The sequence below is a fragment of the Pseudomonas sp. P4_C3 genome (assembly GCF_056402075.1).
This window is the reverse complement of record NZ_JBFUIC010000074.1, coordinates 1-22,013: the sequence shown is the minus strand read 5'-3', so window position 1 is coordinate 22,013 and position 22,013 is coordinate 1. Positions and strand designations below refer to the sequence as shown.

Sequence of the window (22,013 nt, the reverse complement as noted above, 5' to 3'; positions counted from 1 at the left end):
GTCATCAGCACCGTAAGCGTCCGCGGAACACACCTTGCCTGGTTAAACGGTCGCCCATTTATGCAGCCGCCAAGAGCGCTTGCCGGAGCGTCGCGACAAGCGGCTTGGGGTCGTCCTTGCGCCAGATGGCATAGACCCTGACCCGTGAAGGAAACCAGGGCAGCTCGCGAAATATGACGCTATCTGCAAGAAAATCCCGAAGACTCGCCTGGACAAAGGTAATGCCCAAACCTGAGGCCACCAGCCGCAAGGCTGCCAGCAGGTCATCCGCCTCTACCTTGATGTCAGGCAAGAAACCGCAAGCGGAACAGTTCTCAAGAAAACGCTGGCGGGCCGCAGGATTTTTTGACCGGGCCAAGGCAACCCAACGCTCCCCGTTCAAGTCTTGAGGAGCAATGTTCGCTTGCGTGGCCATAGCATGTCTTTTTCCCAGAACAAGCAGTAGCGCTTCGCTTGAAACCTCCATGGACTCTATGTCTGCGCTCTCAGGAACTGAATAAACCAGCCCGAAATCGAGTGCTCTACCGAGCAGGGCCTCGGATTGTTCTGAGGAGCCCATGGGGCGGAGTTCGAAGGTAGCAGCCTGATGGCCTGATTGCAGACCCGCAAGGGCACGCGGTAATACATTGGAGTGCATGGCCGCTTCGACATAACCCACGGCAATATGGCCTGTCTCACCAAGAGCGATACTGCGCGCCACTGCTTCGACTTCAGATGCATGGGCGACCAGACTGCGCGCCTCCTGATGGAAAAGACGTCCTTCGTCAGTCAGGCGCATGCGCTGACGTGCGCGTTCGAACAACCTCAGACCAAGCTGCGCTTCAAGCTGAATGATTTGCCGGCTCAAAGGCGACTGCGAGATATGTAGACGGCTGGCGGCTTGACCGACATTTTCAGTTTCAGCGACAGCGATAAACGCAACAAGCAATCGAAGATCTAAGGTCATGTGAATCGGGTCTCAAGTCATGCAGAACGCGTCTTGGACCAGAATAGTATTTTTTGYAATTATCCGTGAACTGTTTAAACGACGAACGCCTTGAAGGGGATATACATATGCAATTCATCACGCTTTCGCGTCGAGTCTCGGAGCGTTTTTCTGACGCGGATTTTGCGCCTCATCTCGAAGCCGAAGCACAGCGTGCCAGGGCTCTCTATCTGGAGGGATTTATCCGCAACATCTGGCACCGGGGTGACATGGGTGGCGCCTGCCTACTGGTTGAAGCCGAAAACGAGGCTGCCGTTCGGGAAAAGCTGGCAACGCTGCCACTGGTAAATTCCGGGATGCTGGAAGTTACTTCTGTTGTACCGTTGAAACCTTATGGTGGATTTGGCCCAAGAATCCAGTAACCGCTCTTCGTCCGATAATATTTCGTACAGAGCCCAAGGAGGCACTCGATGCAATTCGTCAAACCAGGGTATGCGTCCGGGCCTCCCGTCTTGCGTCACTGAACCGGTTGCCACCTATGCGGCAGCAGCTGCGCAATATCACTTGTAGTGGTCTAATTTCCCCGGACACCTCGATAAGTGGAAAATGCATCTATCGAGGAGTTTTTCATGACCGACAAACGCAGGACATTCGACGACAGCTTCAAGCTGCAAGTCGTGAAGATGATCAAGGACCAGGGGCTGACTGTTCCGCAGGTCTGCCGCGATCTGAATATTGGTGAGACAGCCGTCCGGCGCTGGGTGCAGCAGTACGAGGCTGAGCAATTGGGGCAGCCCGGGATTGGTAAACCGCTAACCGCCGAACAGCAGCGTATCCGGCAGCTGGAGCAGGAAAACCGCCAGCTCAAGATGGTCAACCGATCAGCCCTGTGATCGGGGCGGTCACGATCGTGCTGTTGCTCGCCGGTTACGGAGTCGGCTTTGTTGTCTGGCTGGGTCGGGCAAGGGTGTACCTTGAAACCATCTTTCTGAGCTTGACGGCGTTCTTGCTGATGGTCCCGACCGTCTCGGAGACGTTGCGTCGAGTCCCCGATGGCCACCCCATCGTCACTGACCCGAATTCGCCATTGCTCAAAGGTGCGCTCGGTTTTATAGCCCTTGCGCTCGTTGTTGGCGTGGCGGCTCAGGTGTTCGCTCTGCGAAAAGACGGCGCGCGCCTGCGCAAAATCGTCCCGCTCAGCGGTTCGTCTGCATCCCGCTAGGCCAAAGCGTCGCGCTTGGCGAAGATGCTTGCCATTTGCGCCGCGTTCTCGGTTCCCCAGGTGCACAGCGGGATGATCGCATCAGCCAGACTACGGCCGAGGGGGGTCAGCGTGTAATCCACGCGCGGGGGCACTTCCTTGTAGTCGGTCCGTGCAAGCACCTGATCGGCTTCCAGATCCTTCAACTGCTGGATCAGGACCTTGTCGCTGACTCCAGGGATCAAACGCTTGAGCTCGCCATAGCGTTTCGGGCCGCCGCGCAGGAAAAACAGGACCAGCGGTTTCCACTTGCCCGAGATGATGCGTAGCGTGGCGTTGAGCCCGCAACCGGTGTCGCAGATTTCAGATGTCGTCGTCATTTTTTGATACTTACCAAAAGGTGCATACTTGTCCTTAGGTTATCAGCGCTGCATCCTCGTCTCAAGCAAGCAATTTTCTGCTTGGGTACAACGCCAACGAAGGATGCACGTCATGACCAGACTGAATGGAAAGACCGCCGTGATCACCGGCGGTGCTACCGGTATCGGCCTCGCCGCAGCGAAGCGCTTCATCGAGGAAGGCGCCTTCGTCTTCATCTTCGGCCGCCGCCAGGAAGCGCTCGACGCCGCCGTGGCCGAGCTCGGGCCCAATGCCCGTGCGGTGAAGGGCTCGGTCTCCGATCAGGCCGACCTCGACCGACTCTACGCGGCGGTGAAGGTCGAGCGCGGAACCCTCGACATCGTCTTCGCCAATGCCGGGGCGGGAAGCCCACTTGCACTCGGCAAGATCACCGCCGAGCACATTGACGAAACCTTCGAGACCAACGTGAAGGGCTTGATCTTCACGGTCCAGAAGGCGCTGCCGCTGATGGGGCAGGGCGGTTCGATCATCCTGACCGGATCGAGCGCCGGCACCACGGGCGCCCCGGCATTCAGCGTCTACAGCGCAAGCAAGGCGGCAGTGCGCAACCTCGCGCGGACCTGGGCGGAGGACCTGAAGGGCACCGGCATCCGGGTCAACGTGCTGTCACCCGGACCGACGGCGACCGAACTCGCGAAGGCAGCGCTAGGCGAGGAAGGCATGAAGGTCTTCGCCGCGATGAATCCGCTCCAGCGCATGGCCGATCCAGCGGAGATCGGRGCGGCGGCCGCGTTTCTCGCATCGCAAGACAGCAGCTTCATGACCGCCAGTGAGGTCGCCGTCGACGGCGGTCTGGCGCAAATCTGATTCGCTACGCCCGAGCGGTCACTCCATTTCATATTCGGAGCCCGCAGGGCGTGGCAAACCAAAGGAGATTTTTATGAGCTACGCAATTATCGGCTTCGGCAAACTCGGCCAGGCGCTTGCCAAGGCGTTTGCCCGCAAAGGCATCGAAGTATCCGTTGCAACCACGCGCGACCCGGAAAGTTTTGCCGCCGATGCGGCCGCGATCGGACCCTCGATCATCCCCAAAAAACTGGTGGAAGCGCTCACGGCGGACATCATCTTTTTGGCTGTCCGTTTTGAGTCGCACCGGGAAGTCGCGAAGGCGCTGCCAACCTGGAAGGGCAAGACCCTCATCGATGTGACCAATGCCTACGGCGTGCCCCCTGAGGAACTGGGAGGGCAGCCTTCTTCCAAGGTCGTCGCGCAGGCCTTCACAGGTGCAAGACTGGTTAAGGGCTTCAACCATTTGGTCGCTGGCGTTCTTGATCAGGACCCGGCCGTACAGGGTGGCAGGAGAGTCGTGTTCCTGGCGAGCGATGACGACGCCGCCGCAGCGGAGATTGGTACGCTGGCGGAAAATCTCGGTTTCTCGCCGATCAAACTGGGCGGGCTTTCGGAAGGTGGACTGCTTGTGCAGGCGCGCGGAAACAGCTGGGGTCAGCTGATCTTTAAGGACTTGGTCAAGTTTGACTGATAGATCGTGATCGTCAATTTTGATGCGATCTTCCTCGTGGAAAAGGGCCGCCACAGTCTGATTGAAGTAAGGGCGACGCCGGCTTCAGGTCCTCGCTGACAGGCCCGCAACTTATACGATTGGATAAGTGCCAAATGCGCCGTGACAGGGCGCGTTTGCCGCCTTGTTCATCCCCCGCTCTCAGGAAAGATGCAACCGCCATTGCGGACCAGCGCCTTCACTTCATCGCTCACCTGCATCGGGTTTTGACTTAATCGAGCCACAAACTCCTCACGGCGCCGCACGTACGACTTCGAATCATGCTTCGCGCTCCAGAGCACAATGTTGATCACAATGGGAATGAGGTCCAGGCCCTTCTCGGTCAACGTGTAAAAGTCCTTGCGCCTGTCGTCGGGGCTGGGCGCCTTCGAGAGAACGCCTTGCTTCTCAAGAAAGGCAAGTCGCGAAGCAAGCACATTGGTCGCGATTCCCTCTTCCGATTTCAGGAAATCGCCATACGTCTTCTTTCCCACAAAAACGATGTCGCGAATGATCAAGAGCGACCAGCGGTCGCCGAAAATCTCCACGCCGTAGTTCACCGCGCAATGGGACCGAAAGTCTTCTTTAAGAGTTGTCTTCATGGCTGGATCTTAGCATCGCTTGCATGTCGCAAGTAAAACTCAGTAGATCGCTTGCTTTTTGCAAGTGAAGTGCCCAGCATGGATCGCACGTTGGATGAGTTCGCCGGATCGCACCAGCAGCCTTGGAATGATCTACCCCATACCTGCAAGGAAACCGCGCATGAGCACTATCAGCATTATCGGCTCAGGTGACATGGCCGCAGCGATCGGCGGCCTTGCCGCCAAAGCCGGACACACCGTCGAGGTGATGAGTCGTGACGCCGCCAAGGCGCGGGCGCTGACCGAGCAGATCGGAGCAGGTGCCACGACAGGAACTTACGGCGCCGCCCTGGCTGGGGATATTGTCATCCTGGCGGTTCCCTACTCCGTCGTTCTCGACGTGGTGAAGCAATACGGCGAAGCACTGGCAGGCAAACTTCTTGTCGACATCACCAACCCCGTCGCCCCCGACTTCACAAGCTTTGTGACCCCTCAGGACAGTTTCGGTGCACAGGAGATCGCCAACGCCGCCCCTACCGACGCCGAAGTCGTCAAGGCGTTCAGCACCCATTTCGCGATCGGCATCAGCCTTCCCGGCTTAGCGCACGCGCACCAGCGCGTCTCGTATCACTCTGCTCAGAAGGGCCAATAACATGCTCGTTTTCGTCACTGGCGGCACCGGCCACGTCGGTTCGTACGTCATCCCCGACCTCATCGCAGCCGGCCACGAGGTCGTCGCTCTGGCAAGGTCAGACGCGTCCGCGTCAGCGGCGTCCGCGCTCGGCGCCAAGGTGCGTCGTGGAGATCTTGCCGACCTCGAAGGGCTCAAGGCGGCGGCGGTCGAGTCCGACGGCGTCATCCACCTCGGATACAGGGCCGAACTGCTTCCGTCCGGCGGGATCGCCGCCTTAGTCGAATCGGAACTCGCGACCGTCCTCGCGTTCGGCGAGGCGCTGGCGGGCACGGATAAGCCACTGGTCGTTGCAGGCAGTATCGGCACGCCCATGAACGTGGGCAGGGCGGCGCCTATCGGCGCACCGGTCAGTCTGGGCCGACCGGCGACCGAGGATGATCCCGCTCTACCTGGCGGCCCGATCAATTCAGGCACTCTGTTGGCACGCAATATCGTGGAAACCGCCGTCGTGGGTCTCGCCGAGCGAGGTGTTAGATCGTCGGTCGTGCGGATTCCCACACTCTTACACAGTGCGACCGGTCGCCTGCAGCTGATCATGCTCTCGAAAACAAAGGGTTTCGCCGGCTATCCGGGAGACGGCAAGAACCGGTGGCCCGCCGTGCACGTCCGCGATCTTGCCTCTCTGTTCCGCCTGGCGCTCGAGAAGGGGGCCGCAGGCAAAACCTGGCACGCGATCGGCGACGAGGGAATCCCGTTCCGCGAGATCGCCGAGGCTATAGCCGCTCGCCTGGGAATACCCGCCGTGAGCATCCCCGCGGACGAACTGATGCTGCCGGGCTACTTTGGGTTCCTGGCGGCAGTGGCCACGCTAGACCTCCCCGCGTCGAACACCATCACCCGCCAGGCTCTTGGCTGGGACCCCGTTCAGCCCGGTCTGATCGAGGACCTGGACAACGGCCATTACTTTGCGCCGACTGACTTGAGCTGACGGCGGGGCGCTGGATCGTTAATGCGCCCGGCACATTCCGCTAGCACCTTTTCCCGCACCCCATCACCCACGAGGAGCACGCATATGCACGTTTTTGTTACTGGCGGCACCGGCCATTCCGGTCCGTACATCATCTCCGATCTTATCGCCGCCGGCCATGAGGTCACTGCCCTGGCTCGGTCCGACACGGCCGCGGCGCAGGCTGCTGCGCTCGGCGCCAAGGTACGTCGCGGCAATCTCGAGGATCTCGACGGGCTAAAGGAAGCGGCCGCAGCCGCGGACGGAGTCATTCACCTCGCGCATCGGCAGGACCTGATTCCAACCGGCGGGATCAACGCCGTTGCGGCCGCGGAACTTGAGATCATGCTCGCCTATGGCGAAGCACTGGCCGGAAGCGCAAAGCCGTTGGTCGCGTCTGGAAGCGTCGGCTCGCCCGGGTGGGAGGGCCTGGGCCGGCCGGCCACCGAGGAGGATCCGCCCCTTCCCGGCGGCGATCCGTACAAGAATACCCTGCGGGTTCGGAACATCGTGGAAACCACGGTGATCGGTCTCGCCGAAAAGGGCATACGGTCTTCGATCGTGCGGATCCCTGAGATCATGCACAGCTCCACCGATAACGCCGGCTTCCTTCCGCTGTTGATCGGGCTGGCCAAGGAAAAAGGTGTCGTCGGCTATCCCGGAGAAGGTGCCAACCGTTGGGGGGCCGTGCATGCCCGTGACCTCGCCACCGTGTTTCGCCTGGCGCTGGAGAAAGGCGCCGCGGGCAGAAGCTGGCATGCAATCGCCGACGTGGCTGTCCCGTACCGCCAGATCGCCGAAGCCATTGCCAGCCGGTTGAATCTGCCGGCCGTGTCTATTCCCGCGGACGTGCTGATGCTGCCTGGCTACTTCGGGTTCCTTGCGAATCTGGTCACGCTGGACACCCCGACATCGAACGCCATCACGCGCCGGGTTCTTGGCTGGGAACCGACCCAGCCCGGACTCTTCGCCGATCTTGATAGCGGTCATTACTTCCCGGCCGACTGATGAGGTGACGGCACACCGCCGGGTCGAACTGCGTCCGGCGGGTGGTCAAGCCGTGACGGCGTAACCCGTCCAGAAACGATGGAAAACTACCCGATTTCAAACGGAGACTGCACATGAACACTATCAGCATCATCGGTTCGGGAGGCATGGCCGCGGCTGTCGGCGGCCGTATCGCCAAGGCCGGACACACCGTCGAGGTGGTCAGCCGCGATCCCGCCAAGGCGCAGGCGCTTGCCGACAAGCTCGCATCCGGAGCGATCACAGGGACTTACGGCGTCACTCCGGCGGGCGACATCGTCATTCTCGCCGTGCCGTACACCAGTGCGGTGGCGGTACTGGCCGACTTTGGGAAAGCGCTCGACGGTAAGGTGATCATCGATATCACCAACCCGGTCGCTCCCGATCTCTCGGGCCTCGTTACCCCCCACGGCAGTTCCGGCGCGCAGGAGATCGCCAAGGGCGCCCCGGCCAGCGCGCATGTCGTCAAGGCGTTCAATACCCTCTTCGGCCAAGTACTTGCCAAGGATGAACGCCTCGACGCGTTCATCGCGGCGGACGATGCGGACGCCAAGGCGCGCGTCTCGACCTTCCTCGAGAGTCTCGGGCTGCGTCCGTTGGATGTCGGCGGCCTGCAGATGGCCCAGACGCTCGAGTGGCTCGGTCTGATGATGATCGGCCTGGCTAAAAACGGCGCCGGCACCTGGGACATCGCCATGAATGTCGATATCGGCTGAATCACCGACACCACGTCCTCACCAGCAGGCCCACAACGTGTCCGATTAGATCGGACACGATCCTGGGTAAAGGAAATGGAGAGATTTCGATGAGCACACAAGAGAATGTCCAGACTGTGAAGAATTTTTTTGCAGCCATGGGCCGCGGCGATGAGCCAGGTCTGCTGGCGTTGTCTGCCGAAGATATCGAGTGGATCATTCCGGGCGAGGACTGGCCGCTGGCCGGCACGCACCGCGGACACCAGGGATTGGTGGATTTGCTTCAGAAGGCTTCCGAATCATCCACGCCTCACGGCTGCCAGATCCCGACATCCTGCGCATCCACCGCCTTGGGCAACAGGCCGGCGGCAAAAAATGCATCGGCGATTTTCTGTTGCTCACCCAACTCGTCGCTTTTGACCGGCTGTACCTGATAGCTGCGATGGCTATTGGCGGTCTCGACCGTATCCAGGCCCAGGTTGCCCCACAACGGACTCAACACCTGAGCCGCCTCACGGGGATTGGTTTTGACCCAGCTACCGGTTTTCTCCAGTTGGTCGTAAACCACCTTGAGCACTTGTGGGTGCTCCTCGGCGTAGCGGGTGCTGGTCAGGTAATAGCGCTTGTAGCTGGCCAGGCCTGCGCCGTCAGCCAACGTGCGGGTTGGCAGTTGGCGTTGGGCGCTGGTGAGGAAGGGTTCCCAGGTGACCCAGGCGTCGACCTTGTTGTTCTCGAAGGCGGCGCGGCCATCAGCGGGCGACAGATAGGCCGGTTGAATGTCCGAGAATTTCAGGCCGGCTTTTGTCAGGGCGGCGATCAACAAATAATGGCTGCCGGCGGCTTTGGTGACGGCCACTTTCTTGCCTTTCAAATCCGCCAATTGATGCAGGGACGAGTCCTTGTGCACGACGATTGCCTGGGCCGAAGGCGAGGGCGCTTCCTGGGCAAAGTAGGTCAGTCTGGCCTGCGCGGCCTGGGCGAAGATCGGCACGGTGTCCGCCACGTCGGCGCTGATGTCGACATTGCCGACATTCAGCGCCTCCAGCAGAGGCAGGCCGCTTGGAAACTCATGCCAGCTCACGTCGATGTTCTGTTGCGCGAGGGTTTTATCCAGGGTGCCTTGAGTCTTCAACAGGGTGATGAGGGTCGATGACTTCTGGTAGCCGATCCGCAGCGTTTCCCGCGCCTGGGACGGCAGGGAGAACGTCAAGGCCAGCGCAACGACCAGACCGGCCAGCACGGGACGACGGAATTTTGCTTCAGTGTATGGGGTGGATTTCGACATGGCACGCTCGATATCAGGAAAAGAAAGGTTCGACTGACCTGAATAATATGGTTATAAAAAATACTTTATAAATACTTTTTAAGAATTAGCTTAGTGGGGTTTTCTTCCGTCAGAACGCGTACTGCAAGCGGGTGTAGTAGTACCCACCCGTGAAGCCGAACGGTGAAAAGCTGCCCCAGTTGTCGCCGAACGAAGAGTTGGGTACACCGATATGATCGGGGTATTTGTCGAACAGGTTCTGCGCGCCGACGGCGACGGTCAGCTGTTTGGTCAGTGCGTACGCGACATCGAGGTCGGTGATCCACTTGGCGGAATATTCGCGGTCCAGGCTCGGATCGGCGGAACTGTTGACCTCGGTGTAGGTGCCGAAACGGGTCAGGCGCAGGTTGACGTCGAAGTCGTGGATCGCCCAGTCGGCGGAGAAAATCGCCTTGCTGCTGGGGGAGGTCTTGGTAATCAGCGCACGGGCCTGGCGACCGAGCAGTTGATAGCTGCTGTTCAGGGCCGTGAGTTGCGACGGGGTATCGTTGACGCTGAGGATTTGCGTGTGGTTGTAGTTCAGCGCCGCGGTCCATCTCACCGAGCCGAAGCTGTTCAGGTTCTGCCAGTAATTACCCACCACATCGACCCCTGAGGTGCGAGTGCTGGCGCCGTTGGTGAAGAATTGCGCCCCGGCGGTGGCCGGCACGCCGATGCTGTCGAGCAGGGCGGCGACGCCAGGGCCCTGGAAGCGTTCACTGAGTACCAGGCGATCACGCAGGTTGATCACGTAGCCGTCCACCGTCAGGCTCAGGTTTTCGCTCGGGGTCAGGGCGAAGCCGAGGCTGAAGTTGGTGGAGCGCTCGGGTTTCAATGGTTCTGCGCCCAGCGCCTGGGCACCCGCCGAGTCCACCGGCAGAATCACGTAGTTGTAGGACTGGTAGACGCCATTGATGGTGTCGAACCCGGTCGAGCGGGCGGTGAAGACCTCGTTGGCCAGCGACGGCGCGCGAAAGCCATTGCTGATGGTGCCGCGCACCGAAAACACCGGGTTGAACTCGTAGCGGGTACTGAGCTTGCCGCTGCGCGTACTGCCCACGCCTTCGTTGTAATGCTCATAGCGCGCCGCGACGCCCAGGTACCACTGCTCGACAGGGTAGAAGCCCAGGTCGATGTAGCTGGCGACGTTGTTGCGACTGACCTTTTGCTCATCGTCCGGGGTGATGCCGTTGGTGACCTGCGCGCCGGGATCGGGACGTTGGCCGGCGCGCGGATGGCCGGCCGGGAACACGTAGCCGCCGTCAATGTAAGAGGCTTCGGAGCCCGCCCGGGTCTCGTAGCCATCGCGTCGATGCTCGAACCCAAAGGCGACATCCAGTGGCTTGACCAGGCCGATGTCGTAGCTGTTTTTCAGGTCCAGGTTACTGGTCCACTGATCGGCGATGAAGATGCCGGAGGTGAATTTGTTCGGGGTGTTTTCCCCCAGTGACGGGTTCTGGTTGTCATAGGTGCGCTGCTTGGCGTAGTTGCGTCCGTAAGTGCTGCTCAGGTCCCAGGCCCAACCGCCGATATCGTCACCCCTGGCGCCGAAGGCTGACTGGAAGTCGGTCTCGTTGATCAACCAGTAAGGGCTGTAGCCGTCGGGGAAGCCGTTGGGACCGGTGGTGATGGTGTTGCGGCCGCTGGGCAGGCGGAAATTCTGGCCGTCGTTGTTTTCCCGCGTAGCCAGTGTCGAGAACGAGTACAGCGTGACGGCATCGTTCAGGGGCAGGTCGAGGTTGTAGGCAGCATCCGCCAACTGGCTGCGCGGCAAGCCGTAGCCTTTGTAAGTGTGATGGCTGGCCGTGGCCTCGCGCGGGTCGGGCGAACCGTCCGCCAATGGATAGTAATGTGAGCTGTAACCGTTGCTGCCGGCCTTGTTGTCACGCTCCTGGTAGCGGGTATCGAGCGAGACATTGAACACGCCGGCGTCCCCGACTTCGAAGCCATAGTTGAGCGCTTCTTGCCCGGTACCGCGTTTGCCGTCGTAGTTCTGGCCCAGGATCGTGTCCGAGCTGCCGCCGGTGGTCTGCTTGAGGATGATGTTGATCACCCCGGAGATGGCATCGGAACCGTATTGGGCGGCCGCGCCATCACGCAGCACCTCGATATGATCGATGGCGGCCACCGGAATCAGGTCGAGGTCGCTGGGCGCCGCGCCGCTGTTGATGCCGTTGATGTTCAGCGTCGCACTGGTATGCCGGCGCTTGCCGTTGACCAGTACCAGCACGTGGGACGCGGTCAGGCCGCGCAGGGTGGCCGAGCGCACCACGCCGCTGGCATCCCAACCCGCCCGGTCGGGCAGGTTGAACGACGGAATGAATTTACTCAGCGCCTCCAGCAGGCTCGGTTTGCCGACCGAGCGCAGTTGATCGCCGGTCACCACGTCGATCGGTGTCGGGCTGGTGGTGACGGTGCGTTGCTCGGTGCCGCGGTTGCCCGTGACAACCACGGTGTTGAGGGTCGGCGAGCTGGTTTCGGCGGCCTCGATGCTGAACGAGGCGAGGCCGCAGGCAAACGACAGCGGGACTAACAAGGGACGAAAGGAAGGCGCCGTTCGACGCACCGGGCAGTTGAGCATGAAGGTGAAACTCCTGAATGGCGGGTGAATTCCGTGTCACTTCTTGCGAGCGGCGACGGCTTCGATTTCGACCAGGCCGCCGGGCAGCGGCAGGGCCACCACTTGAATGGCGGTACGTGCCGGTTTGTTCGGTTGCGCGGTGCTGCCGAAGAACGGCGTATAGCCTTCTTGYAGTCCGGCAAAATCCAGCTTGCCGCTCTTGGCCGGATCTCCCACCAGGAACACCCGCAGTTGCACCACATCGCCGAGCCCAAGCCCCTGGGCTTCCAATACGCCCTTGAGCTTGTTGAGAATCGAAGTGGTCTGGGTTGCGGTGTCGCCATAGGCGGCAAAAGAATCCTTAGGCGCTTTCGGGTCGTGCAGGTCGGCCAGCAGGCCACTGACGAACAGCAGGTCGGTTTGTGCCGGCACGGACACCGCCAGCGAAATCGGAAAGTTCGAGTTGGGCAGGGCGATACGTTTGATCTCGTCGGCGTGGCTGCCAAGGGTGGTCGCGGTCATGAGCAGTCCTGTCAGCAAAGTGATGGCTTTCATCGTTCAATCCTTTTATTGAGTGAGTCAGGCGGCAACGCCCGGTTGATTGCGTTCGGCATGTCGGCCGATCAGCGAAACGATGCGCCGCGCCGAGTCGGCGGCGCTGTTCTGCCAGATGCCGACGCCGCCATGGGCCAGGGCATCGCTGGCCAGATAGGTGCGGCCCTGAGGTTCATTAAGAATCTGGTAGGCGCTTTCACCGACCTCGTCGTTGACGATCCACGGGCCTTTGCTGAACGGCACCTTGGCCCAGTTGATGGCCACCGGTTTTTGCAGCTTGGTGCTGTGTCCGGGGTGCAGCAGTTCCACGGCTTGCCGGGACGAGGTGAACTGTTCGGCGAGGGATTTTTTGCTGAAGGCCTGGGCCGATTCGCTGGTGTTGTAGGCGGCGACCAGAATTCCTTGTGCGCTATTGAGGCGATCGCTGGGGTACCACAAGCCTTTGACTTCATGGTCCAGGTAGGAAAGGCCACCGTAGATGTTGAAGTCAGTTTCCCAGAACCGCGGCGACTGCCAGGCGACCTTGTTCGCCTGATCGCTTTGTGCGGTCTCAATTGCTTGCTTGAACGGTTGGCTGAAGTTGCTCGGCAACTTCGCCAGTAGCGGCAGCGGCACGGTGACGATGGCGTAATCAGCGGTCAGGGTCTGGGTGGTACCGGTCTTGCGGTCGCGGTAGGCGATGCGGCTGCCTTGCTCGGAAGTCTGGATGTCACTGACTTCGGCATTGAAGCGCACCGCATCCTTGAGTTTTTCGTAGAACGCATAGGGAATGCGGTCCATGCCACCGACCGGCTGGAACATGGTCGAGGAAAACTCCGGTATCTCATCGAATACCAACGCGCCCCAGAGCTTGGGATTGAGCAGGGTTTGCAGTTCCAGCGGTGCGCGGGTGATACCGGTTTGATCACCCGCGCCGGGCACCCGTGTGTACCCCGAGCGCACCGAACCTTTGTATTGAAGGTCGGCATTCAGGTCGCCATAGACCTTGAGGAAACTCAGCAGCGCCTTGCGGTCGTCGGCGCTCAAGTCCTGGTCCAGAGCCTTGCGGCTGACGGTTCGCGCCAGCAACTCGGACAGTTGCCCACGCGTGTCGTTGACCGCCTGGCGCAACTGGAATGCCGGTTGTTTCTGGTCCGGCAAGGCCAGTGCGTTGCGGCTGCTGTTGACCAGCACTTGCAGCTCTACGCCCAACTCACGGCAGTAGCCGAGGATGGTCTGGTGATGGCTGGGGATGCGCGCAGGGCCTGCGTTGAAGAACTGCCCGTCATCGAAGTCGACTGTCTGGCTGATGCCATCGTCGAAATCGACTTTGGTACCGCGACGCAAGGTCCAGTTGCGCCCGCCCACCCGTTCGCGGGCTTCAAGTATGGTGACGGTAAAACCAGCCTTGCGCAGTTCATAGGCACTGACCAGGCCGGAAATGCCGGCACCGACCACCACCACATGCTTGCCTTTGCCACTGCTGCCCAGTTGCAGCGGATTGAAAGTCGATGCCACGGCCTGAGGCGTCAGCCCCAGCGCACCGAGGGCGCTGACAGCAGCGGAATAGCCACCAACGGCGGCAATGCGGGAAATCAGTTCCCTGCGGGTGAAAGCCATAGTGATGCTCCTTAAGTACAGCTTTGGAATGAATCCTCTGTAGGAGCTGCCGAAGGCTGCGATCTTTTGATTTTGTTTCTTAAGATCAACGTCAAAAGATCGCAGCCTGCGGCAGCTCCTACGGGTGTTTGCGTTTGGGGTTAAAGGTCGTAGCGCACGGACAACAAGAGGGTTCGCGGGTCGTTGATCGCGTAGTAGCGGGCGCCACTGGACGGCACGAAGCCGACCGATTGCGGGTAAGCGCGATCGAGCAGGTTTTTCACCGACAGCGTGGTAGTCCAGTGGCCGTCGCCGGAGATGTAGCGGGTGTTGGCGTTCCAGAAGGTCTGCTGGGGGATTTCCTGGATGTCGTCGTTCAGAGCGTTGGCGAAGGACTTGGTCTGGAACTGGGCATCAGTGCCGGCCAGCCAGGTGCCAGGCAATCCAGCCGGGATGGTGTAGTTGAGGCCGACGCTGGCGTTCCAGCGCGGTGAAAACACCAGCTGCTTGCCATTGGCGTCGACACCCGCGCCACCGGCGTTTTGGAAATCGTCGTACTGGCTTTCCAGGTAGCCGACGTTGGCGGTCAGTTGCAGGTCGTTGGTCAGTGCGGTCAGGGTTTCCAGCTCGACGCCGTAGGTGTGCGCCTTGCCGACGTTGGTCCGCAGGCTGACACCCAGCGCCGGGTCATAGGCGTTGGTCTGCAGGTCTTTGTAGTCGTTATAGAACAGCGCGAGGTTGGCACGCAGGCGACGGTCGAAGAAGTCACCCTTGAAGCCGGTTTCCCAGGTGGTCACGTCTTCCGGTGAAAACGCCTGTTCGGCGGCGGCCTTGGTTGGCGCGCGGTTGTCAAAGCCACCGGCCTTGAACCCCTTGGCCACGTAGGCGTACTGGTTCAGGTGCGGGGTCCAGGCGTACTCGAAGCCGAGTTTCGKGCTGGTGGACTGCCACGATTTGCTTGAGTCGGCGCTGAAGTTGGTCCCTGTGATCTGTCGGCTGGTGGTGATGGCGTAGTTGGTGTAATCGAAATTCTTGTGCTCGCGGGTAAACCGCAGTCCGGCGATCAGCGCCAGCTGTGGCGTGATGTTGTAACTGCCCTGGCCATAAAGGGCGTAGCTCTCGGTATTGGTTGTGCTGTACTGGCCCTGGCCGATCACCCGGTTGCGCGCGATGGAAAAGGTCAGGTTGTCGCGCTCGGCGTCGAAACTTTCGTGGTACAGGTACAGGCCGGTGCTGAAGCTGAAATCGTCGTAGTCGCCGTTGAGCTGCAATTCCTGGGTGGCGTAGTCCTGGTTGTAGGTGATCAGGTTGTTCTGAATCAGGGCTGCCTGCCCCGAGTTGTCATAGTCCACCGGTTGGTTGAATGCGGAGTAGGCAGTCACCGATTTGACGTTCAGATGGTCGTCAATCGTGTAGATCGCGCGCAGCACCGAGCTGCCCTGGTCGAGTCGGTTTTTCGGATTGAGGCTGCTGTAGCTCTTGAATTTATCGAAGTGACCGTTGGCATCGAATGGCGTGTAACTGGTGGTATCGCCACGGTCAAACGTACCGGCCAGGGTCAGTTGTACATCCCAGGGCGAATCGTCGGGGTTGTAGCGCAGCTTGCCGCGATAGGACTGGATGTCGATGTTGTTCACATCGGTGTGGCGTGTCGGGTTGGAGACGGTGCCGTCACGGGTCAGGCGAATCGCCGAGAAGCTGCCGAACAATGCGTTGTCCACCAGCGGACCGCTGATCAGCAGGCGGCCGTTCTGCGCGTTGTAGTCACCGGCGCCGAGTTCGAAGAAACCACGGGTTTGCTGGGTCGGATCGCGGGTGATCACGCGGATCGCACCGGCGCTGCTGTTCCGCCCATACAGCGTGCCTTGCGGGCCGCGCAGCACTTCGACGCGTTCGACGTCGTTGAAGTCGAGCATCGAGGAAATGGCCCGCGGGATGTACAGGTCATCGGCGTAGACCGCGACGGCCGACTCCTGGATCGGGTCGGTTTCACCGATGCCACGTATCCCGTAGGTCTGTGCGCTGTAGGAGATCGACTGGCGGCTGAGGGTCAGGTTCGGTACCTGCCCGGAGAGGTCGCGAATGCTTTTGATCTGCTTGTCTTCGAGGGCCTTTTCGTCGAAGGCGGAAATTGCCAGCGGGGTCTTTTGCAGGTCTTCGCTGTGGTGTTCGGCGGTGACGGTAACGACAGGGAGGGCACCATCCTTGGTGTTTTCTTCGGCGTGAGCCGACAAGCCGAATATCGCCAGCGACACGGCCAGCGTCAGACGGTTTGAGCGGAAAGTGGTGTGCATGGTGAGCCCCGGGTGTGTAAGTGCTGCGTTGGCGTTGTCGGTTTTTTTGGGCAAAGCGTTGCCGGGGCCGTGGTTTGAGGACCATGGCAGCGGTGGCTTGAGCCGGTTTCTGGTTTGGGTGCAGCGGTTGACCGTGGAATGGTGTCGGCCGGAAAGCGGTAGTTCCGTGGGCCTCCACCTGGTCAGGGGTCGGTGATGGTTGTAACGATATTTATATAAGTAGCGGCTGTAAAAGTCCGATTAGTTATAAGTTAATTATAAAAAATAGGCATTAAATAGTTAATAAAAATGCGTAAGTCTGATGTTGTGTGTTGGCCGTAAAAACGAAATCGCGGGCAAGCCACGCTCCCACAGATAATGCAAAACCTGTGGGAGCGTGGCTTGCCCGCGATGACGTCAGTTCGGTAGAAACTCAATACCCGCGTTGCACGTTCGCCTGATTCTCCAACGCCAGACCATTGAGAAACCGCTCGAGATTGCCCAGGAAACTGTCGGCGATTTCATGGCGGCTGTTGCTGGAAATCGCCGAGGTATGGGGTGACAGGCGCACCCGCGGATGGACGTAGAGCGGGTGACCGTCGGGCAAGGGTTCGGGTTCGGTGACGTCCAGCGACGCCAGGCCGATGCGTCCGGTGTCGAGCGCTTCCAGCAACGCTTGATGGTCGAGCAGGCCACCACGGGCGATGTTGATCAGGTGCAAGCCAGGTTTGGCGCTGGCGAGCACCGCACTATCTACGATATGCCGAGTGGCGTCGGTCAACGGTGCGGCCAGCACCAGATGATCGGAACGCGCAAACAGCTCATGGATGTCCCGCGCCGCTTCGACGCCTTCAACCTCGAACGGTGTCTGACTCTGACGCAGTGCCAGTACCTTGATGCCCAGGGCGTGGGCCTTGGTCGCCAGGCTGCGGCCAATGGCGCCAAAGCCGAGAATCCCCAGCGTGGTGCCCTTGAGCGGGGTCAGCGCCGTGAAATTCCATTGCGAATCATGCACCCAGATATCCGGCAGACGCTTGGCCGCGGCGAAAATTGCGGCCAGGGCGAACTCGGCGATGTTATCGGCGGCGCTGCCCCGCGAGGTGCTCACCGGCGGGCCGTTGAACAGCCATTGCGGGTAGAAGTCGATGCCCGACGACACCACTTGAATCCATTGCAGTCCATAGGGCCAGCCCGGTGGCGGTGTGTCCGGGGCCTGATAGCCACGCACATTGATTGGCCGCGCCAGCAGGATGCCGACTTCCGCCGGCAGGTCGCTGGGCACCCCGGCTGGCACGCCGATGACGCGGGCCTCGGGATGGGTTTGACTGAGACGCTGGCGGATCACTTCATTGAAGTCCTCATCCAGTTGGCTGGCGATGACAAGCTGGCTCATGGGTGTTCCTTGGACTGGGATGGGGGCTGGCGCCGGGCGAATACGGCTTTGCCGACGCCTTGCAGAATGGCGTCGTTTTGCGGGGTGTGGACGCGGCTGCACAGCACGTCGCGGTAATGCCGTTGCAGCGGATTATTACGTGACAGGCCCGGATTGCCGGACGCCTCAATGGCCAGCTCGACGGCACGAATCGCATTGCCGGTCACCAGGTATTTCAGCTGTGCCGCGTTGTTGGCCGGCGTGTGGCCCTCGGCGGCGGCATCGAGCAAACTGCGGTTGGCGAACAACAAAGTGTCTATGTGGCCGACGGTTTCCTGAAAGCGCGGCAGGGTCGACAACGCTGCGCCGAGGTTGGACGGCGCTCGGGTTTCCAGCCATTGCACCAACCAGTCGCGGGCGGCCTGGGCAACGCCGTCGTAGACCGATGACAGCAACACCGACATCCACAGCAAACCATCGCCATCGAGTTCGGGTTGCGGCGCGCTCCAGCGGCTGACGCTGACCGCGTGATCCAGCGGCACCAGTACGTTGTCGAATACCACCTCATGGCTGCAAGTGGCGCGCATGCCCAGATGATCCCAGTCCTCGATGATGCTGATGCCCGGCGTGTCCTTGTGCACCAGCCAGGCACCGACCAGCGGGTCCTCATCACTGCTGCGCGCCCAGACGCTGAACCAGGTCAGGCCATGGCTGCCGGTGGAGTAGGTTTTTCGCCCGCTGATCCGCCAGCCTGCGGAAGTGCGTCTTGCGACGGTCGCCGGCAGACCGCCGCGCGCGGGGGTGCCGAGATCGGGCTCGACCCGCAAGGCGTTGATCAGCGCACCCTTCTGGATGGCGTCATGCGCCACTTGCAGACGCAACGCTTCGGGCCAGTTTCGATTGTCTTGCAGGCGCGAGTGCTGGAGGTACTGCATCACCAGGATCAACGCCGTCGAAGGCTCGCCTTTGGCGATTGCACTGATGGCTTTGCGCGCCTGTGCCAGGTTCGCGCCGCCACCGCCCAGGGCTTTGGGCACGGTCAACGCAACCAGGTCGTGCTCATGCAACAGCTTGAAGTTGTCATGGGGGAAGGCGCCGCTCTCGTCATAAACATGGGCAGTGGCGCTCAGCTGTTCGCTGATGCCCTCAAGCAAGGCCTCGAAATTGGCTACTTCGACCGAGCGCAGCACGGGCGGGTGTTGGGAAGAAAGACTCATGGTGATTTCACTCGATCAAAAAGGGTGAGAGCCGGCTCATAGCGCAAGCAGCTTGAACTGACGGTCCCAAAGTGGGCTGACATCGAGCCGTTCACTCAACACACCCGCGTCGAAAAACAGGTCTGCCACTTCCTGCTGCGAGGCGATGGCCTGATCGTTCACTTCGATGATTCTCGAGGCCTGGCTGCGGTTGTTGTACATGTCGAGGAACACGGTTTTATCGACACCCAACAGCTGCGCCGATTTGGTGGCCCAGGGTTCGGGGTTGTTGTTGATCCACTCCAGGGTGCGCGCTTGTCGCTGCAGGTAGTCCTGAATGGCCTGCTTGCGCAGTGGGTCTTCCAGCGCGGCAGGGCGTGCGGCGATCAGGTAGTTGCCGGACAAATACCCCAGCGCGGTTTTCAGTACGCGGGCGCCACTGCGGAACTTCGCCAATTGGATGAACACGCCGTAGATCACCCAGGCATCGAGCTGTCCGCTCTGAAAAGCGGAAAAACCGTCCTGAGGCGTGAGCGCCACCGCGGTGATGTCCTTCATGGTCAGGCCCTGTTCCTTCAATGCCTTGATCAGGAAGTAGTGCGAGGTGGTGGAGCGCACGTAGCCAACCCGCTTGCCGCGTAACTGCCCGACCGATTCGATGGTCGAGTCCTTGGGAATCAGGAACACCTGGTTGTTCACGTCGCCTTGCAGCACCGCGATCAGTCTCGGTTGACGGTGACTCTGGATCGAGAAGATCGGCGGGATCTCACTCATTGAACCAATGTCCAGGCTGCCCGACGCCAGTGCCTCGACGATCAGGTTGCCACCGGCAAATTCCGCGTAATCGACTTTATACGGGCGCGTGGAGGTGCCGGCGTCATCGGTGAAGTACGAATCCTGGCCGCGATAGGTGGCGACGCCCAGGGTCAAGTCCGAGAGGCTGGTCGTTTGGGCGAACGCTCGAGAGGCCAGTCCCAGTGAGGACAACCCCAACGCACCGAGGGCGATCGAGCTGGCCGTGAGAAAGCCGCGACGATTGAACTGTCCCTGTGTGATCTTTTTCGTCATGGTCAGGCTCTTGTCAGATGGCGAGTTGGACGCAGGCTTGCCCCGGCGACAGGTTGAGGGATTCGCTCATGCCAGTGCCTCACTTTCTTCCCGGGTCTTGAGGGCGTTTTGCGCGTGACGGTTGGCAGGCACTTGCAGACCGAAGTTGTCGCGCAGGGTGCTGCCGCTGTACTCGTCGCGAAACAGGCCGCGCTGTTGCAGGACCGGCACGACCAGTTCGGTGAAGTACTGCAGGCCGTCCGGTAACAACGAGTTGATGATGAAACCGTCTGCCGCCCCTTCCTCGAACCATTTCTGAATCGCGTCGGCAACCTGCTCGGGAGTACCGACGAAGTCGCGCCGTGGCCTTGAGAAGCGCAGGGCGACTTCACGCAAGGTCAGGCCTTCGTCCCGAGCAAGTTGCTTGATCCGGTCCGATCCGCCTTTCTGGCTGTTGGACCCCAGATCGCCCAGCTCGGGGAACGGCGCATCCAGTGGGTACTGACTGAAATCGTGGTCATTGAAGGGCCGGCCGAGGGCGACGATTGCGTCCTCGATCGTCACCAGCTCCACGGCTTGCTGATAGCGGCTTTCCACTTCGGCTTCATCGCGGCCAACGATCGGGCGGATGCCCGGCAGGATCGACAGTTTCTGTGGGTCGCGTCCGAAATCGGCAGCGCGTTTTTTCAGGTCCTGATAGTAGGCGTGCGCATCATCGAAGCCTTCCTGGCTGACGAAAATCGCGTCGGAGTTTTCCGCGGCGAAATTGCGCCCGGCCTCAGAGGTGCCAGCCTGGAAAATCACCGGTTGGCCTTGCCGGGAACGGGAAATGTTGAGCGGGCCTTTTACCGAGAAAAATTCCCCTTTGTGCTCAAGGGCATGCAGCTTGCCGGGGGTAAAGAACTCGCCGCTTTGCTTGTTGTAGGCGAACGCATCGTCTTCCCAGGAGTCCCACAGGCCCTTGACCACATTCACATGCTCTTTGGCGATGCGGTAGCGAACGGCATGAGGCGGGTGTTCGGTCTTGCCGAAGTTATCGGCAGTGCCGCTGAGCCAGGACGTCACCACGTTCCAGCCTGCGCGGCCGCCGCTGATGTGGTCCAGCGAGGCAAATTGGCGGGCGACCTGGAACGGTTCGGTGTAGCTGACGGTGACGGTCGCTACCAGCCCGATGTTGTGCGTGGTGGCCGCCAGGGCCGAGAGAATGGTCAACGGCTCGAAGCGGTTGAGGTAATGCGGGCTGGATTTCTCGTGGATGTGCAGGCTGTCGGCGATGAACACGAAATCGAACTTGGCCGCCTCGGCCAGATGCGTCTGCTGCTTGTAGAAACCAAAGTTTACGCTGGCGTTGGGCTGGGCCTGCGGGTGGCGCCATTCGCCCCATCCGTGACCGACGCCATGGACCATTGCACCGAGTTTCAGTTGGCGTTGTTTGCTCATGGTGTTACTCCTTTATCCGTCGCATCGTTAGCGGGATGCCTGGTTGAGTGGGGCGCGCCTGGCGTTGAAGCTCTTGTCGAAACCTTGGGAAACGTCGATGTGTTTGCCGAGAATTCCTTCTTCCTGGTAGATGTCGGCGGTGGTTTGCAGGCCGCCGATGACCTGGTCGTCAATCTGCACCGGTTGCATGTGCGTGGCCTTTGCCACGGCGATGTGCACGTCCAGCGGCAAGCCGGTGACGCGCGCCTGGGCGGCGGCATATTCCTCGGGATGGGCGTTGGTCCAGCGGTAGGCGCGATCGACCCGGGCGACGAAATCGTCCAGTTGCTGGCGTTTGCCGGCGATGGCCTGGCTGGTGGCGGCGAAGTACAAATGATTGGTCAGCAAGGTTTCGCCGCTGACCAGCACCTTGGCCTGGCTTTGGGTGGTGGAAATGGTGGTGTAGGGGTCCCACGTCGACCAGGCGTCCGCGCTGCCGTTATCCAGCAGGATTCGCGACTCGCTCGGCAGCAGGTAGATGAACTGCACGTCGTGGGTGCTCAGGCCGGCATTGCGCAAGGCTTTGATCGCCAGGAAGTGGCCGATGGAGCCGCGGGTGGTGACGATTCGCTTGCCCTTGAGATCGCTGGCGGTGTTGAGCGGTGAATCCTTGGGCGCGAGGATGGCCGTGGTGTAGCGACCCTCGGCGTGCACGATGCTGACC

The 22,013-nt window shown here is 60.7% G+C and carries 21 protein-coding genes and 1 pseudogene; 9 read left to right on the top strand and 13 right to left on the bottom strand.

Annotated features, from left to right (window positions below; genetic code table 11):
• Positions 1-58 precede the first annotated feature (58 nt).
• A complete protein-coding gene (locus AC1DVH_RS14525; protein ID WP_477754390.1) occupies positions 59-946 on the bottom strand; it encodes a LysR family transcriptional regulator in 888 nt (295 codons plus the stop codon).
• Between the two features lie 107 nt (positions 947-1,053).
• Here AC1DVH_RS14525 and AC1DVH_RS14520 point away from each other — a divergent pair, with 107 nt between their 5' ends.
• The 3 genes and pseudogenes from AC1DVH_RS14520 to AC1DVH_RS14510 all read left to right on the top strand — a co-directional run bounded on the left by AC1DVH_RS14520 (position 1,054) and on the right by AC1DVH_RS14510 (position 2,147).
• Positions 1,054-1,347, top strand: a complete 294-nt coding sequence (locus AC1DVH_RS14520; RefSeq protein WP_477754389.1) for a muconolactone Delta-isomerase family protein — start codon at positions 1,054-1,056, stop codon at positions 1,345-1,347.
• 207 nt (positions 1,348-1,554) lie between these two features.
• Positions 1,555-1,803 (top strand): annotated as a pseudogene (locus AC1DVH_RS14515) (transposase); the annotation flags it as partial.
• A gap of 11 nt (positions 1,804-1,814) precedes the next feature.
• Positions 1,815-2,147 carry a hypothetical protein gene (locus tag AC1DVH_RS14510; protein ID WP_477754388.1) on the top strand — a complete coding sequence of 111 codons (333 nt, stop codon included), beginning with the start codon at positions 1,815-1,817 and terminating at the stop codon, positions 2,145-2,147.
• On the opposite strand, the gene AC1DVH_RS14505 is transcribed toward AC1DVH_RS14510, so the two are convergent.
• Positions 2,144-2,506: a winged helix-turn-helix transcriptional regulator gene (locus AC1DVH_RS14505; RefSeq protein WP_210639524.1), complete on the bottom strand. Its 363-nt coding sequence runs from the start codon at positions 2,504-2,506 to the stop codon at positions 2,144-2,146. The genes AC1DVH_RS14510 and AC1DVH_RS14505 overlap by 4 nt on opposite strands.
• Positions 2,507-2,618: 112 nt before the next feature.
• Here AC1DVH_RS14505 and AC1DVH_RS14500 point away from each other — a divergent pair, with 112 nt between their 5' ends.
• On the top strand, positions 2,619-3,353 hold the full coding sequence (locus AC1DVH_RS14500; protein WP_477754387.1) for an SDR family NAD(P)-dependent oxidoreductase: 735 nt from the start codon (positions 2,619-2,621) through the stop codon (positions 3,351-3,353).
• A gap of 73 nt (positions 3,354-3,426) precedes the next feature.
• Positions 3,427-4,026, top strand: coding sequence for an NADPH-dependent F420 reductase (locus tag AC1DVH_RS14495; protein ID WP_477754386.1), 600 nt, complete (start codon positions 3,427-3,429; stop codon positions 4,024-4,026).
• A gap of 167 nt (positions 4,027-4,193) precedes the next feature.
• On the opposite strand, the gene AC1DVH_RS14490 is transcribed toward AC1DVH_RS14495, so the two are convergent.
• Positions 4,194-4,646 carry a winged helix-turn-helix transcriptional regulator gene (locus AC1DVH_RS14490; RefSeq protein ID WP_477754385.1) on the bottom strand — a complete coding sequence of 151 codons (453 nt, stop codon included), beginning with the start codon at positions 4,644-4,646 and terminating at the stop codon, positions 4,194-4,196.
• A 160-nt stretch (positions 4,647-4,806) separates the two neighbouring features.
• On the opposite strand from AC1DVH_RS14490, the gene AC1DVH_RS14485 reads away from it, so the two are divergent.
• The 4 genes from AC1DVH_RS14485 to AC1DVH_RS14470 all read left to right on the top strand — a co-directional run bounded on the left by AC1DVH_RS14485 (position 4,807) and on the right by AC1DVH_RS14470 (position 8,007).
• A complete protein-coding gene (locus tag AC1DVH_RS14485) occupies positions 4,807-5,277 on the top strand; it encodes an NADPH-dependent F420 reductase (RefSeq protein ID WP_477754384.1) in 471 nt (156 codons plus the stop codon).
• Position 5,278: 1 nt separating this feature from the next.
• Positions 5,279-6,247, top strand: coding sequence for an SDR family oxidoreductase (locus tag AC1DVH_RS14480; RefSeq protein WP_477754383.1), 969 nt, complete (start codon positions 5,279-5,281; stop codon positions 6,245-6,247).
• 84 nt (positions 6,248-6,331) lie between these two features.
• A complete protein-coding gene (locus tag AC1DVH_RS14475) occupies positions 6,332-7,273 on the top strand; it encodes an SDR family oxidoreductase (protein WP_477754382.1) in 942 nt (313 codons plus the stop codon).
• Between the two features lie 113 nt (positions 7,274-7,386).
• On the top strand, positions 7,387-8,007 hold the full coding sequence (locus AC1DVH_RS14470) for an NADPH-dependent F420 reductase (protein WP_477754381.1): 621 nt from the start codon (positions 7,387-7,389) through the stop codon (positions 8,005-8,007).
• Between the two features lie 289 nt (positions 8,008-8,296).
• Here the strand turns inward: AC1DVH_RS14470 and AC1DVH_RS14465 are convergent, their stop codons facing one another.
• The 10 genes from AC1DVH_RS14465 to AC1DVH_RS14420 all read right to left on the bottom strand — a co-directional run.
• Positions 8,297-9,271, bottom strand: a complete 975-nt coding sequence (locus AC1DVH_RS14465) for an aliphatic sulfonate ABC transporter substrate-binding protein (protein WP_477754380.1) — start codon at positions 9,269-9,271, stop codon at positions 8,297-8,299.
• A gap of 109 nt (positions 9,272-9,380) precedes the next feature.
• Complete coding sequence (locus AC1DVH_RS14460) at positions 9,381-11,870, bottom strand: TonB-dependent receptor plug domain-containing protein (protein ID WP_477754379.1); 2,490 nt, start codon at positions 11,868-11,870, stop codon at positions 9,381-9,383.
• A gap of 36 nt (positions 11,871-11,906) precedes the next feature.
• Positions 11,907-12,404 (bottom strand): RidA family protein, encoded by a 498-nt coding sequence (locus AC1DVH_RS14455; RefSeq protein WP_477754378.1) that lies wholly within the window; start codon positions 12,402-12,404, stop codon positions 11,907-11,909.
• Between the two features lie 24 nt (positions 12,405-12,428).
• The gene (locus tag AC1DVH_RS14450) at positions 12,429-14,003 is read right to left on the bottom strand and encodes a flavin monoamine oxidase family protein (RefSeq protein WP_477754377.1); all 1,575 of its coding nucleotides are present in this window, start codon (positions 14,001-14,003) and stop codon (positions 12,429-12,431) included.
• Positions 14,004-14,143: 140 nt separating this feature from the next.
• The gene (locus AC1DVH_RS14445; protein ID WP_477754376.1) at positions 14,144-16,276 is read right to left on the bottom strand and encodes a TonB-dependent receptor; all 2,133 of its coding nucleotides are present in this window, start codon (positions 16,274-16,276) and stop codon (positions 14,144-14,146) included.
• 412 nt (positions 16,277-16,688) lie between these two features.
• Positions 16,689-17,648, bottom strand: a complete 960-nt coding sequence (locus AC1DVH_RS14440; protein WP_477754375.1) for a D-isomer specific 2-hydroxyacid dehydrogenase family protein — start codon at positions 17,646-17,648, stop codon at positions 16,689-16,691.
• The gene (locus AC1DVH_RS14435; RefSeq protein ID WP_477754374.1) at positions 17,645-18,844 is read right to left on the bottom strand and encodes an acyl-CoA dehydrogenase family protein; all 1,200 of its coding nucleotides are present in this window, start codon (positions 18,842-18,844) and stop codon (positions 17,645-17,647) included. The genes AC1DVH_RS14440 and AC1DVH_RS14435 overlap by 4 nt, the downstream gene beginning before the upstream one ends.
• A 36-nt stretch (positions 18,845-18,880) precedes the next feature.
• Entirely contained in the window at positions 18,881-19,891 is a 1,011-nt protein-coding gene (locus tag AC1DVH_RS14430) for an ABC transporter substrate-binding protein (RefSeq protein WP_477754373.1), read from the bottom strand.
• Between the two features lie 66 nt (positions 19,892-19,957).
• The gene (locus AC1DVH_RS14425; RefSeq protein WP_477754372.1) at positions 19,958-21,310 is read right to left on the bottom strand and encodes an LLM class flavin-dependent oxidoreductase; all 1,353 of its coding nucleotides are present in this window, start codon (positions 21,308-21,310) and stop codon (positions 19,958-19,960) included.
• Positions 21,311-21,337: 27 nt separating this feature from the next.
• Positions 21,338-22,013: ABC transporter substrate-binding protein (locus AC1DVH_RS14420; RefSeq protein WP_477754371.1), on the bottom strand; the 676-nt coding region annotated here is incomplete at its 5' end.

Bases quoted from the DNA above. Each gene is read 5' to 3' on its own strand.
- AC1DVH_RS14520 (WP_477754389.1), top strand. From the start codon at position 1,054: ATGCAATTCATCACGCTTTCGCGTCGAGTCTCGGAGCGTTTTTCTGAC.
- AC1DVH_RS14490 (WP_477754385.1), bottom strand. From the start codon at position 4,646: ATGAAGACAACTCTTAAAGAAGACTTTCGGTCCCATTGCGCGGTGAAC.
- AC1DVH_RS14460 (WP_477754379.1), bottom strand. From the start codon at position 11,870: ATGCTCAACTGCCCGGTGCGTCGAACGGCGCCTTCCTTTCGTCCCTTG.
- AC1DVH_RS14475 (WP_477754382.1), top strand. From the start codon at position 6,332: ATGCACGTTTTTGTTACTGGCGGCACCGGCCATTCCGGTCCGTACATC.
- AC1DVH_RS14450 (WP_477754377.1), bottom strand. From the start codon at position 14,003: ATGGCTTTCACCCGCAGGGAACTGATTTCCCGCATTGCCGCCGTTGGT.
- AC1DVH_RS14485 (WP_477754384.1), top strand. From the start codon at position 4,807: ATGAGCACTATCAGCATTATCGGCTCAGGTGACATGGCCGCAGCGATC.
- AC1DVH_RS14430 (WP_477754373.1), bottom strand. From the start codon at position 19,891: ATGACGAAAAAGATCACACAGGGACAGTTCAATCGTCGCGGCTTTCTC.
- AC1DVH_RS14425 (WP_477754372.1), bottom strand. From the start codon at position 21,310: ATGAGCAAACAACGCCAACTGAAACTCGGTGCAATGGTCCATGGCGTC.
- AC1DVH_RS14525 (WP_477754390.1), bottom strand. From the start codon at position 946: ATGACCTTAGATCTTCGATTGCTTGTTGCGTTTATCGCTGTCGCTGAA.
- AC1DVH_RS14495 (WP_477754386.1), top strand. From the start codon at position 3,427: ATGAGCTACGCAATTATCGGCTTCGGCAAACTCGGCCAGGCGCTTGCC.
- AC1DVH_RS14440 (WP_477754375.1), bottom strand. From the start codon at position 17,648: ATGAGCCAGCTTGTCATCGCCAGCCAACTGGATGAGGACTTCAATGAA.
- AC1DVH_RS14435 (WP_477754374.1), bottom strand. From the start codon at position 18,844: ATGAGTCTTTCTTCCCAACACCCGCCCGTGCTGCGCTCGGTCGAAGTA.
- AC1DVH_RS14470 (WP_477754381.1), top strand. From the start codon at position 7,387: ATGAACACTATCAGCATCATCGGTTCGGGAGGCATGGCCGCGGCTGTC.
- AC1DVH_RS14505 (WP_210639524.1), bottom strand. From the start codon at position 2,506: ATGACGACGACATCTGAAATCTGCGACACCGGTTGCGGGCTCAACGCC.
- AC1DVH_RS14480 (WP_477754383.1), top strand. From the start codon at position 5,279: ATGCTCGTTTTCGTCACTGGCGGCACCGGCCACGTCGGTTCGTACGTC.
- AC1DVH_RS14465 (WP_477754380.1), bottom strand. From the start codon at position 9,271: ATGTCGAAATCCACCCCATACACTGAAGCAAAATTCCGTCGTCCCGTG.